This is a genomic window from Leisingera sp. MMG026, assembly GCF_021654205.1.
Lineage (GTDB): Bacteria > Pseudomonadota > Alphaproteobacteria > Rhodobacterales > Rhodobacteraceae > Leisingera.
In genome coordinates, this window is the sequence record NZ_JAKFZM010000010.1 from 84577 (window position 1) to 96625 (window position 12049).

Consider the following 12049-nt stretch of genomic DNA (forward strand, 5'->3'; position numbering starts at 1 on the left):
GCAACAGGAAAGTCGGGGAAATACGGCCATACACACTCTTTTTGCGACACGTTTTTCCACCATCGGAAACAGGCGTCCCGAATTCGCTGCTGGCGGCCCGCCTTATAACGCCCCCTGTTTTTCACAGCATCGAGCAGGCTGGCCGATCCCGCGGCGTGCCGTTATGACAAGACGAACCCCGATGAAACGGAGCCTGCCGATGTTTGCTGCCACCCTGCTTTGCAATCCTGACCGCCCGGTTCTGGAACCTGCGCTGATCGAATCACTGCGCAATGCCTGGGGCGGTGGCGAGGCCGTCTGGCTGGCGCCGGGCGCAGCGGCTGAGTTTTCACTGAAGCAGATGCCGGACAACCGGTGGAACGTCTGGGAGGACCTGCAGAAGCTGGGCGTGGATCTGGTCATTCAGCCCAGCGCCGGGCGCAAGAAGAAGATGCTGCTGGCCGATATGGACTCCACCATGATCCAGCAGGAGTGCATTGACGAGCTGGCAGAAGAAGCGAGCGTTGGCGCACGGGTCAAGGATATCACCGCACGGGCAATGAACGGCGAGCTGGATTTTGAAGGCGCGCTGACCGAGCGGGTCGGGCTGCTGAAAGACCTGCCGGAAACGGTGATCGGCAAGGTGCTGGCCGAGCGCATCACTTACATGCCCGGCGGCAGGCATTTGCTGGCCACGATGAAGGCAGAGGGCGCTTATGCGGCGCTGGTGTCGGGCGGGTTCACGGCGTTCACCGCACAGGTGGCGGCAGAGCTGGGGTTTGACGAAAACCGCGCCAATACCCTGACCGTGGAAGACGGCAAGCTGACCGGAGAGGCAGGCCGGCCGATATTGGGCCGGGAAGCCAAGGTGGAGGCCCTGGAGCAGATAACCGCCCGGCTGGGGATTGGCGAGGCGGATGTCATTGCGGTTGGTGACGGCGCCAATGATCTGGGGATGCTGAAACGCGCAGGCGCCGGGGTGGCGCTGCATGCCAAACCTTCGGTCGCGGCGGAATGCGACATCCGCATCAACCACGGTGACCTGACTGCGCTGCTGTACATCCAGGGCTACGGTCGCGACGATTTCAAAGGCTGATCAATCACATGCTTGAAGTGGGGATCGAAACCCTGCTGCTGTTGCTGGCGGCCGGATTTGTTGCGGGTTTCATTGACGCGCTTGCCGGTGGCGGCGGATTGGTGACATTGCCTGTACTGCTGCTGGCGGGGGCCAGCCCGGTCACAGCCTTGGCGACGAACAAGATCCAGGGGCTGTTCGGAGCGGCGACTGCAGCGGCCAGCTATGCCCGGGCTGGACACGTTGATCTGAAATCGCAGCGTAAACCTGCGCTGATCGCCTTTGCCGCGTCTCTCGCGGGCGCCTTTCTGGTGACCTTCCTGCCCACCCAGTGGATCCGCCTGTTCCTGCCGGTGCTGCTGATAGCCATCGCTGTTTTCTTTGCGGTCAAGAAAGGGCTGGATGATCTAGACCGGCAGCGCCGCCTATCGCCTGCCCTGTTTGCCGCAACAATAGTTCCCTTGTGCGGCGCTTATGACGGGCTGCTGGGGCCGGGGGCAGGCAGTTTCTACATGCTCGCCTTTGTCTCCCTTGCCGGTTATGGCATCCTCAAGGCCACGGCCCATACCAAACTGCTGAACTTTGCCTCCAATGCGGGCGGGCTTGTTGCCTTTTCCTTTTTTGCCACCCCCTGGTGGATCACCGGCCTGCTGATGGGTCTGGCGCAGATTGCCGGCGCGCGTGCAGGGGCCGGGCTTGCAAAGAAGCAAGGCGCGAAGCTGATCAAGCCGCTGCTGGTACTGACTTCAATTACGCTGGCAGCGAAACTTCTTTGGGACATGCGGTGATCTGCTGACCCGCACCTGCCGGCGCCGGGCTTTGGGCCGCGCGGTTTTGAAATGCTGAATACGGGTCTATTGCACCCATATGTCTACTATCAAATTTTTAACCTGACACTTAATTAACAAAAGTGATAATAAGAGATATGATACCGATTCTGAAATCATTTGCCGCGTTGTCGGATGAAACCCGTATGTCGATCGTCGACCAGCTGATTGCAAAAGGCGAGCTGCCTGCAGGCGATCTGGCACCGGGTGCGGGCATTTCCGCACCTGCGATCTCGCGCCATCTGAAGGTGCTGCGCGAGGCCGGGCTGGTCACCCAGCGCGCCGATGGCACCAAGCGGCTTTACTCCGCCCGGCCCGAAGGCCTGCGGATGATTGCCGATTGGACCCAGTCCCGGCGCGCCTTCTGGGAGGGCGGTCTGGACCGGCTGGAGGCGGCTTTAATGGCAGATGACACCTGATGGAGGAAACCGCATGAGTGATCTGCAGCTGCAACGGGTGTTTCCTGTCAGTCCGGAAAAGCTGTTCGCCTGGGTGACCACCCCGGACAAGCTGCTGAAGTGGTGGGGCCCGGAGGGGGTGCATATCCCGGAACATGATCTGGACCTGAGCCGCACCGGCCCTTGGTATTCCGTCATGCAGAACAGTGACGGCCAGCGGTTTCATGTCTCGGGCCAAGTGACCCATGTGGATGGGCCGAAATCCGTCGGCTTCACCTGGGCCTGGCACGAGGAGGACGGAACCCGCGGTGCCGAAAGCCATGTGACCTTTACAATTTCTGCCACCGAAAACGGCGCCATGCTGCTGATTGACCACCGGGATCTGGACGGCAGTGAGATTGCATCGCGCCACGAACAGGGCTGGACCTCGACCCTGCGTAAGCTGGAGGCGCAACTGGCCGAAAGCCCCTGAACAGGAATTCATCGCAACCAAGGGAGAAGATCTATGCCACAGTTCATTTTTGCCTATCACGGCGGCAAGAAGCCCGAGAGCGAAGCAGAAGGCGCCAAGGAGATGGAGGCCTGGAAGAACTGGATGGGGTCGATGGGCGAAGCACTGAAGATCCCCGGAGCGCCGGTTGGCATGTCCAAAACCGTCAGCGCCGGAGGGGTCGTGGACAATGGCGGCGCCAATCCGCTTTCGGGCTACACGGTGGTCGAAGCGGCCGACCAGGATGCTGCCTGCGAAATGGCCAAGGGCTGCCCGATGGTGGTGAGCGGCAACGGTTCAGTCGAAGTGGCCGAGATCATCGACATGGAAATGTAGGCTGCATGCCCCGGGGCCGGCCCGGGGCAGCTATTTTCAGAACAGCAGTTCGGCTGCCGGGCGGATAGATCCGCACTCCAGCCCGCGGCGGCTGTAAAGTGTTTTGTTCATGTATTTGCGGGTTTCCGGATGCTCAGCCTCCAGCACACCAAGGCTGACCATCAGCGCGGCAATTGCGCATTCACTGGCGCGGGTGGCGCCGTCGGTTATCTTCACGGCTACACCCATTTTCTGTTCAGGAAGGATCGCGATGAACACCGCTTCGGCGCCGGTCTTGATCGCGGCCTTACCGCCCATGGCCCGCATCAGGTTGGTGCAGCAGCGGGTTTCGCCTGCGACCAATTCGGGATGCGCCATCATTGCCGCGACCAGCTGCTGCGCCGCTTGCGATGCGCGGTCAGAGCGGTCTGCAGCACTGGCAAACCAAGCCATGGACCGTGCGAGGCCAGATACGGTGGTGGCAAAATTCGGCGCTGAGCAGCCGTCGATGCCATAGCCGGGACTATCCTGCCCGGTGGTTTCCTCAAACGCCGCCAAACAGGCCTGCTGCACCGGGTGATCAATTTCGATATACTCGGCCCCTGCCCCCAGATATTGCGTCAGGGTCAGAAAGCCCGCGTGTTTGCCAGAGCAATTGTTGTGAACCTGGCAGGGGCTGTTGTCGGTCTTGATCAGCTCATTGCGGGCCGGGATGTCGTCTGGCAATTGCGTGCCGCAGCGGAAGTCGTCATCGCCAAGGCCCAGCTGATTCAGCCAGGTATTCACCCGCTCGGTATGGATATGCGCGCCGTTGTGGGACGCACAGGCAAGCGCCAGCTGTTCGGACGTCAAACCATAGCGCGCGGCAGCGCCGGAGGTGATCAGCGGCAGCGCCTGGATCATCTTGGCCGAGCTGCGCGGGTAGATCACCCCATCCGGATCCCCCCAGCTGCGCACCACCTTGCCCGTGTCATCACAAATGACGGCATGACCCAGATGCAGGCTCTCCAGCAGCGGACCCCGCCAGACTTCGGCCATGGGCACAGGTTTCGGCATGATATCTCCCCTCATGTTTGCGTGCAGAATTCTGGGCGAAATCCTGCCAAAACGCACTTTCGCCCGTGGTGCAAGTTACGTTAGTGTGCTTGTGTAGCGCAAGCGAGGGGATCGGGATCAGACGGCGGCTGAAACGCTGCGGACCCTTTGTTTGGTATTTGAGGTTTAGAGAACAGTCTTGGAGTCGGGACAAATGGCATTGAAACTTGCCCGCGTGGCTGCGGGCCTGTGTCTGGCAGCATTGGCAACCACCGCATCTGCGCAAGCAACGTCGAATAACCGCGTTGCGGCCAAGGTGGACTGGAGCGTCTTTGAAGGCGAAAACCCAAATGAATGCTGGGGGGTTTCCGCACCAAAGGAAACCGTGAACACCCGCGACGGCCGCGTCGTGGCGGTGCGCCGCAGCGAGATCCAGCTGTTTGTCACCTTCCGCAGCAGCGATGCCCCCAAGGGCGAAGTCAGCTTTACCGGCGGCTACCCCTTTGCGCCGGGCTCCACTGTGAACATGGCCATCGGCGAGTCCGAATTCGAACTGTTCACCGAGGGCGAATGGGCCTGGCCGGCCACGCCTGCGGATGATGCCAAGATTGTCACCGCCATGAAACGCGGCGCAAATGCGGTGCTGACCGCGCGCTCCGCCCGGGGCACCCAAACCAAGGACAGCTTCTCGCTGCTGGGTTTCACGGCCGCCTTGGATGACGCGGAAAAACGTTGCAGCAAGTAATTTCGGCTGCCTAGCGGAAACACACCAAACCCCGGCCCGTGCCGGGGTTTTCTTGTTTGAGGTCCGCAAGCGGCGTAGCATGTTACGCAGGAGGTGCTTGCCATGCCGAACTCAGCCAGTCTCCCGTGCGCTTGCCTTGCAGTTGCGCTGCTCTTCCCGCCCGCTTTTGCCAACCCGGCGCTGGAATGCGGCGCTGGAACCCGCGAGGAAATCGGATCCTGCGTGGCGGACGATGAAGAAGGGGTGGAAGCCGCACTGCTCAACGCGCTGGAAGCCGCAATGGTCGCCGCTGCAGAGCGCGACAACACCAATGGCGGGACTGCGGTTGAAGCTGCACTGATGCAGAGCCAGACTGCATGGGAAGCGTTCCGGACTGCGCATTGCGCCTTTGCCGGCGAAGCCCATGCAGTACGTGAAGACGCAGGAATTGCAACGCGGGCCTGCTGGACAACCTTGGGCCGCGCCCGGGTCGAGGAACTGGTGCGGTTTTCCAAATAGGCACTGGTCAAATCTGCGGTCTGAAACTTGTGTTCAAGGATTCCTTTTGATCTTCCGCGGGAATCCTATATAGAGCCGCATCCGCCCACCAGCACCGAGGCTAAAGCCAATGACCGCCAGCGCGCCGATCACCCAGGACGTATTGACCCTGCCCCGCAAGGATCCCGAGGGCGGCAAGATCAACCTTGTCGGCCTCACCCGCGAGCGCATGCGCGAGGTGCTGATCGAACATGGCACACCGGAAAAGCAGGCCAAGATGCGGGTCGGGCAGATCTGGCAGTGGATCTATCAATGGGGCAAACGCGATTTCGCGGATATGACCAACCTGGCCAAAGCTTACCGCGCGGAACTGGCGGACACATTCGAAGTCCGCATTCCGGAAGTGGTGAGCAAACAGGTCTCCACCGATGGCACCCGCAAGTATCTGGTGCGCATCAATGGCGGCCATGAGGTCGAGGTCGTCTATATCCCCGAAGACGGCCGCGGCACGCTGTGTATCTCTTCCCAGGTGGGCTGCACCCTGACCTGCTCTTTCTGCCACACCGGCACCCAGAAGCTGGTGCGCAACCTGACCCCGGCCGAGATTGTCGGCCAGGTGATGATGGCGCGCGACGATCTGGAAGAATGGCCGGTGCCGGGCGCGCCCAAGGACGAAACCCGCCTGCTGTCGAACATCGTGCTGATGGGTATGGGCGAGCCGCTGTACAATTTCGACAACGTGCGCGACGCGATGAAGATTGCGATGGATCCCGAGGGCATCTCGCTCAGCCGCCGCCGGATCACCCTGTCGACCTCAGGCGTGGTGCCGGAGATTGCCCGCACCGCCGAAGAAATCGGCTGTCTGCTGGCAATTTCCTTTCACGCCACCACCAACGAGATCCGCGACAAGCTGGTGCCGATCAACAAACGCTGGAACATCGACACGCTGCTGCAGGCGCTGGCGGATTACCCCAAAGTGTCGAACTCCGAGCGGATCACATTTGAATATGTGATGCTGGACGGGGTGAACGACACCGACGCGGACGCGCACCGTCTGATCGAGCACATCAAGCGCTACAATATCCCGGCCAAGATAAACCTGATCCCGTTCAATGAATGGCCAGGCAGCCCGTACAAGCGGTCCTCTAACAACCGTATTCATGCCTTTGCCAATATTGTCTATCAGGCAGGCTATGCCTCGCCGATCCGCAAGACCCGCGGCGATGACATCATGGCGGCCTGCGGCCAGCTGAAATCGGCGACCGAGCGCGCCCGCAAAAGCCGCAAGCAGATTGAGGCCGAAACCGGGTTGAAGTAACCCGGCTCCGGCCCCGGCGCGGCAGGGTCCCCGGCTGCCGTATCAAGTAAACAGGAAGTGGTCCTCGGTGAGCGTGCCGGTATAGCCGGTCAGTTCAATCTCGTGACTGCCGAAATAGTCTATCAGCGTGTTGCCATTAACCTGTGTGATGGTCAGATCGCCGAAATCGTCCACTGAGGTGTCAGAGAATTCGATCCGGTCATTGCCTTTGCCGAAATCCTTGATGACTTCGTCTTCCCAATAATCGGCAGACACGAACACAAAAACATCCGCGTGTTTGCCTCCTGTCAAGACGTCAGACCCTTCACCGCCGACAAGGCGGTCTTTCCCGTTGCCACCGATCAGCCTGTCATCCCCCTGGCCACCGAAAAGCGTATCGCGGCCGCCATTTCCTTTGAGAAAGTCGTCTTCACCGTTGGCGCCTGAATAGTCGGTCTCATCCAAGCCGCCGATCAGTACGTCCGAGCCCTTGCCGCCTGCCAGCCTGTCTTCGCCAAAGCCGCCGGTCAGAGTGTCCGCGCCGCCGCCGCCGAACAGACGGTCATCCGCTTCGCGTCCGATAACAGTGTCATCGCCGCCCTTGGCATAAATCTTGGTATCCTGCCCGGTCGCCAATACAGTTTCTGCTCGGCTGCTGGCCTTGATCACCACGTCGCCCGCCGTATTGGCGTAAGCTCTCCATCCTGCGGTGCTGCCGGTATCGCCATAAAGATGGGTCAGGGCTTGCACATCAAACGTACCCAGCTCCGTGACGTTATACCCGGCATAGTTATAGGTCATCACGGTGTGCTCCTGGTCGTCCAGATGGTCCGCCAGCGTATTGTCACCGTCATGCGGGTGTTCAAGACCCAGTGCATGACCGATCTCATGCAGCACCGTTTCATAGCCATAGGACCCTGGCGCCATATTGCTGCTTTTAATCGCCAGTTCCCCCTCATTGGTGGAATATGAGGTGGACCAGGCAAGATCCGCCCAGCCCGCAGCAGAACCGCCATTGTAGCCAAAGGCGTTGATCATCGCCGGGCCGTCCGTTTCGACAAACAGCAGACCGGACGCCTCTTCGAACTCCGCAAGAGCCAGGCGGAAATAGTCGCGCTGCGTGCTGTTGAAGGACCAATAGCTGCTGGCGCCATAAGGGTCGTCAGCCACACTGCCCAAATCGCTGGTCTCAACAAAGCTGTATGTCACCACGGTTTGAGTACCGGGCTCAGTCAGGCTGTTCCAGCGGAGGCTGCTGTTCGATGTATAGGCTAAAAGCGCCGTGTAATCTGTAACTTCGGACATCAGCCGTCTCCACTATACTGCTACAGGTAAGTTTTTGTTTGTAAATGTGGCCAAGTTTGGACCGTTTCCGGCCTCAAGCCGAGCGAAGAAATGACAATTTTCTGCAATTGGCAAATTCCTGCGCGAAAACCGTCTGATGAAGTCCGGTTTCCCGCCGGTCCTACTGTCCGCGTTACTGCGGCATCACCACGCCTGAGAACTGTTGCACAGAAGCCGCACTTCGGGAGACAGGCCAGCCCGCCGTACTCTTTTCACAATACAGCTTAAATTCCGCCCTTTGCCGGGAACAATTTCCAAAACGCAGACAATTCATTTTCAGAAGGACTCACAGATGGCTCCAATGGAACGCAAGACTGCCCCGATTGACCCCAGCGTGCTGGACCTGATCCGCAGCGAACGGGGAAAAGCACTTAGCCCGCGGGAATGGCAATTCCGCCTGCGCGGTTATGGCTATTCTGTAAAAACCGTAGAAGGTGCGCAGATCCTCACCCGGCTGACCACCGGCGACGAGATTGGCAGACTGCCGCCGGAACTCTCTTAATCCCGGCAGCAGCGGCCTTGCATAGCGAGATTAGCGCTCGCGTCCGGGCAGGCTGTCGCGCGGCGGCGCAGGCTCCCAGTTGTCGATGATCTCCACCGCTTCCTGGGCAGTGTCGACCACGCGGAACAGGTCCAGATCCTGATCCGAAATGGTGCCGGCGTCACCCAGCGCCTCCCAGTTGATGATCCGGTCCCAAAATTCCTTGCCGAACAGCAGGAAGGGCACCCGCTCCATCCGGCCGGTCTGGATCAGGGTCAGGCTCTCGAACAGCTCATCCAGCGTGCCAAATCCGCCGGGGAATACGGTGATCGCCCGCGCCCGCATCAGGAAATGCATCTTGCGGATCGCGAAATAGTGGAAATTGAAGCTGAGGTCCGGCGTTACATAGCCGTTGGGCGCCTGCTCATGCGGCAGCACGATCGACAGGCCAATGGACTGGCCGCCCGCGTCCAGCGCGCCGCGGTTGCCCGCCTCCATCACACCAGGGCCGCCGCCGGTTACGATCACGTTCTGACGGCCGCCGCTCTCCTTCGATTTTTCGGTCATCAGCCGGGCAAACTCGCGCGCCTCATCATAGAAATGCGACAAATCCGCCAGCGTCTTTGTCCGCGCCTGATCCTTATGCTTGGGATCCGGGATCCGCGCGCCGCCAAACATCACGATGGTGCTTTCGATGCCATGTTCGTTCAGCATCAGCTCAGGCTTCAGCAGCTCCAGCTGCAGCCGCACCGGGCGCAGCTCCTCGCGGCACAGAAACTCTTCATCGGCAAAGGCAAGCCGGTAGGCAGGCGCCTGGGTCTGCGGCGTGGCGGGCACATGTTCGGCCCGGTCCCGGTCGGAATGGGCATCGCGGAATCGGCTGTGGCGGTCTTCGGTCATAAAAAATCCCAGATTAATCAACAGGACTCCCTTTGTAGCCGCCCTTGGCCGTTAGCGCCAATCAAGAATGCAACAACGCACCGTAGCGCTTGCACACAGCGGCGGCGCCGATAAGGTTCCCGCGCAGCAGGCAAGGAGATCGGCGCATGAACTGGCAGGAAGAAATCAGGAACGCAGCAGAACGCGTTAGACCCCATGTGCAGCAGACCCCGGTGATGCAAACGCAGGGCTTCGGCCTGGATTTCCCGGTGGAGCTGAAGCTGGAGCACATGCAGCACACCGGCAGCTTTAAGGCCCGCGGTGCCTTCAACACATTGCTGAGCCAGCCAGTGCCGCCGGCGGGACTGGTGGCGGCCTCGGGCGGCAACCACGGCGCCGCCGCGGCCTATGCCGCGCACCAGCTGGGCCACAAGGCCCGGATTTACGTGCCCGAGATGGCAGGACCGGCCAAAATATCACTGATCGAACGAACCGGGGCTGATCTGCAGGTGGTACCCGGCGCCTATGCCAACGCACTGGAACAGGCCCAGGCCTATGAGGCGGATACCTGCGCCATGCAGGTCCACGCCTACGACGCCCCCGCGACTGTTGCGGGCCAGGGCACCTGCTTTGCCGAATGGCAGGCCCAAGGCCTTGAGGCAGATACCCTTCTGATCGCGGTGGGCGGCGGCGGGCTGATTGCCGGCGCACTGGCCTGGTTCCAGGGAGCAAAGAAGATCGTGGCGGTGGAGCCCGAAACCTCTTGCGCGCTGAATGCGGCATTGCTAGCCGGTCAGCCGGTGGATGTGGACGTCTCCGGCGTCGCGGCCAACGCTCTTGGCGCCAAACGCATCGGCGCTATCTGTTTCGAACTTGCCTCGCAACCGGGCCTGCCATCGGTGACTGTACCGGACAGCGCCATCACCAGGGCACAGACCGCATTGTGGCGCGAACGTCGGATCCTGGTTGAACCCGCAGGCGCCACTGCCTTGGCCGCACTGTTGTGCGGCGCCTACCGCCCTGCGCCCGGCGAGCGTGTGGCGGTGCTGATCTGCGGCGGCAACATAGCCCTGGACCCGCTGGGATAATCCTTGCGGCCCTCCATCAGCCCCGGTATCGCCAGGATATGTCGGCAACCATCGCAGATACCATCTACCGCAGCCTGAGCGAGCGCATCATCACCGGCAGCCTGCCTGCCGGCGAAAAACTGCGCCAGGACCATATCGCGCGCGAGTTTGACGCCAGCCACGTTCCGGTGCGCGAAGCGCTCCTGCGGCTGGAGGCGCATGGCCTCGCCCGATCCGAACCCCGCCGCGGCACCCGGGTCAGCGCCCTGGACCCTTCCGAAATCCGTGAGGTGATCGAGATGCGTGTGGCGCTGGAGGTTCTGGCCCTGACCCACGCCTTTGCCCGCCTGACACCAAAGGATATCGAAACCGCCGAGGCCGCCCGTCTCGCCTGCGATGCGGCACAGGACATGGCTGGCTGGGAACGGCTAAACCGGGCCTTTCACAAGACGATCCTTGCTCCTTGCGCGATGCCCCGGCTCTTGGCTTCGATTGACGATCTGCATATCGCCGCTGCCCGCCATTTGTTTGCCAACTGGCAGCACCAATGGACCCGCCGGACAGACAGTGATCATGCCGCCATCGTGCAGGCGATGGAGCGCCGCGATCCCGCTGCGGCTTGCGAAATCCTGCGCCGCCACCTGCGCCGGGTGCGCTGACTGCCGGCAAAACGCCGTCGGGGGCGGCAATTTGGACGCAATCCGGACATGACCTGCGAGCAGATTGCCGTTATGTAACCCCGAATCTAACGAATGCCGGAGGAACACCCATGTCCAACGCCCAGCTGGAAGCAGCTATCGAAGCCGCCTGGGAGGCGCGCGACACCATCACCCCCGCCACCACCGGCGAGACCCGTGAAGCCATTGAAGACACCCTGAACGCGCTGGACTCCGGATCACTGCGGGTGGCCGAAAAGCTGGACAGCGGTGACTGGCACGTGAACCAATGGGCAAAAAAAGCGGTGCTTTTGGGCTTCCGCATCAAGGACATGGAAATCCACGAAGGCGGCCCGCAGGCCGGCGGCTGGTGGGACAAGGTCGACAGCAAATTTGCCGGCTGGGGTGAAGATCAGTGGAAATCTGCCGGCTTCCGCGCGGTGCCGAACTGCGTCGTCCGCAAATCCGCCTATATCGCGCCGGGCGCGGTGCTGATGCCTTCTTTCGTGAACCTCGGCGCCTATGTCGGCGAAGGCACCATGGTCGACACCTGGGCCACCGTCGGCTCCTGCGCGCAGATCGGCAAGAACGTGCACCTCTCCGGCGGCGTCGGCATCGGCGGCGTGCTGGAACCGATGCAGGCGGGCCCCACCATCATCGAGGACAACTGTTTCATCGGCGCCCGTTCCGAGGTGGTCGAAGGCTGCATCGTGCGCGAAGGCTCGGTTCTGGGTATGGGCGTGTTCATCGGCAAATCGACCAAGATCGTAGACCGCGAAACCGGCGAAGTGACCTATGGCGAAGTGCCGCCTTACTCGGTTGTGGTCGCAGGCTCGATGCCGTCGAAGAACAACATCAGCCTTTACTGTGCAGTGATCGTGAAGCGCGTCGATGAAAAGACCCGCTCCAAGACCGGCATCAACGAGCTGCTGCGCGACTGATCCGCGCTGCATCGCAGAAACAATAGAGCGCGCCCCATCCGGG

Annotated in this window: 15 protein-coding genes; 12 read left to right on the forward strand and 3 right to left on the reverse strand. The window is 61.2% G+C overall.

Annotated elements, in window-relative coordinates:
• Window positions 1-199 precede the first annotated feature (199 nt).
• From serB to L1069_RS07420, 5 genes are all read left to right on the forward strand, one after another.
• Entirely contained in the window at window positions 200-1075 is an 876-nt protein-coding gene (serB, locus tag L1069_RS07400) for a phosphoserine phosphatase SerB (protein ID WP_237455260.1), read from the forward strand.
• Window positions 1076-1083: 8 nt separating this feature from the next.
• On the forward strand, window positions 1084-1842 hold the full coding sequence (locus L1069_RS07405; RefSeq protein WP_237455233.1) for a TSUP family transporter: 759 nt from the start codon (window positions 1084-1086) through the stop codon (window positions 1840-1842).
• A 137-nt stretch (window positions 1843-1979) separates the two neighbouring features.
• A complete protein-coding gene (locus L1069_RS07410) occupies window positions 1980-2300 on the forward strand; it encodes a metalloregulator ArsR/SmtB family transcription factor (RefSeq protein ID WP_237455234.1) in 321 nt (106 codons plus the stop codon).
• Window positions 2301-2313: 13 nt separating this feature from the next.
• Window positions 2314-2751, forward strand: a complete 438-nt coding sequence (locus L1069_RS07415) for an SRPBCC domain-containing protein (RefSeq protein WP_129372771.1) — start codon at window positions 2314-2316, stop codon at window positions 2749-2751.
• Between the two features lie 33 nt (window positions 2752-2784).
• Complete coding sequence (locus L1069_RS07420) at window positions 2785-3105, forward strand: YciI family protein (protein WP_129372770.1); 321 nt, start codon at window positions 2785-2787, stop codon at window positions 3103-3105.
• 36 nt (window positions 3106-3141) lie between these two features.
• Here L1069_RS07420 and L1069_RS07425 read toward each other — a convergent pair whose 3' ends face one another.
• A complete protein-coding gene (locus L1069_RS07425) occupies window positions 3142-4140 on the reverse strand; it encodes an asparaginase (protein ID WP_237455235.1) in 999 nt (332 codons plus the stop codon).
• A 193-nt stretch (window positions 4141-4333) separates the two neighbouring features.
• On the opposite strand from L1069_RS07425, the gene L1069_RS07430 reads away from it, so the two are divergent.
• From L1069_RS07430 to rlmN, 3 genes are all read left to right on the forward strand, one after another.
• Window positions 4334-4864 carry an invasion associated locus B family protein gene (locus tag L1069_RS07430; protein WP_129372768.1) on the forward strand — a complete coding sequence of 177 codons (531 nt, stop codon included), beginning with the start codon at window positions 4334-4336 and terminating at the stop codon, window positions 4862-4864.
• A gap of 102 nt (window positions 4865-4966) precedes the next feature.
• Window positions 4967-5362, forward strand: coding sequence for a lysozyme inhibitor LprI family protein (locus L1069_RS07435; protein WP_134830966.1), 396 nt, complete (start codon window positions 4967-4969; stop codon window positions 5360-5362).
• A 109-nt stretch (window positions 5363-5471) separates the two neighbouring features.
• Complete coding sequence (gene rlmN / locus L1069_RS07440) at window positions 5472-6659, forward strand: 23S rRNA (adenine(2503)-C(2))-methyltransferase RlmN (protein ID WP_129372766.1); 1188 nt, start codon at window positions 5472-5474, stop codon at window positions 6657-6659.
• A 42-nt stretch (window positions 6660-6701) separates the two neighbouring features.
• Here rlmN and L1069_RS07445 read toward each other — a convergent pair whose 3' ends face one another.
• Window positions 6702-7943, reverse strand: coding sequence for a reprolysin-like metallopeptidase (locus L1069_RS07445; RefSeq protein WP_237455236.1), 1242 nt, complete (start codon window positions 7941-7943; stop codon window positions 6702-6704).
• 331 nt (window positions 7944-8274) lie between these two features.
• Here L1069_RS07445 and L1069_RS07450 point away from each other — a divergent pair, with 331 nt between their 5' ends.
• Window positions 8275-8484: a hypothetical protein gene (locus L1069_RS07450; RefSeq protein WP_129372764.1), complete on the forward strand. Its 210-nt coding sequence runs from the start codon at window positions 8275-8277 to the stop codon at window positions 8482-8484.
• Between the two features lie 30 nt (window positions 8485-8514).
• Here L1069_RS07450 and L1069_RS07455 read toward each other — a convergent pair whose 3' ends face one another.
• Window positions 8515-9363, reverse strand: a complete 849-nt coding sequence (locus L1069_RS07455; protein ID WP_129372763.1) for a TIGR00730 family Rossman fold protein — start codon at window positions 9361-9363, stop codon at window positions 8515-8517.
• Between the two features lie 146 nt (window positions 9364-9509).
• Between L1069_RS07455 and L1069_RS07460 the strand changes: the two genes are divergently transcribed.
• From L1069_RS07460 to dapD, 3 genes are all read left to right on the forward strand, one after another.
• Window positions 9510-10430, forward strand: a complete 921-nt coding sequence (locus tag L1069_RS07460; RefSeq protein ID WP_237455237.1) for a threonine/serine dehydratase — start codon at window positions 9510-9512, stop codon at window positions 10428-10430.
• 38 nt (window positions 10431-10468) lie between these two features.
• Window positions 10469-11068, forward strand: a complete 600-nt coding sequence (locus L1069_RS07465) for a GntR family transcriptional regulator (RefSeq protein WP_129372761.1) — start codon at window positions 10469-10471, stop codon at window positions 11066-11068.
• 110 nt (window positions 11069-11178) lie between these two features.
• Complete coding sequence (dapD, locus tag L1069_RS07470) at window positions 11179-12006, forward strand: 2,3,4,5-tetrahydropyridine-2,6-dicarboxylate N-succinyltransferase (protein ID WP_129372760.1); 828 nt, start codon at window positions 11179-11181, stop codon at window positions 12004-12006.
• Window positions 12007-12049: the final 43 nt, after the last annotated feature.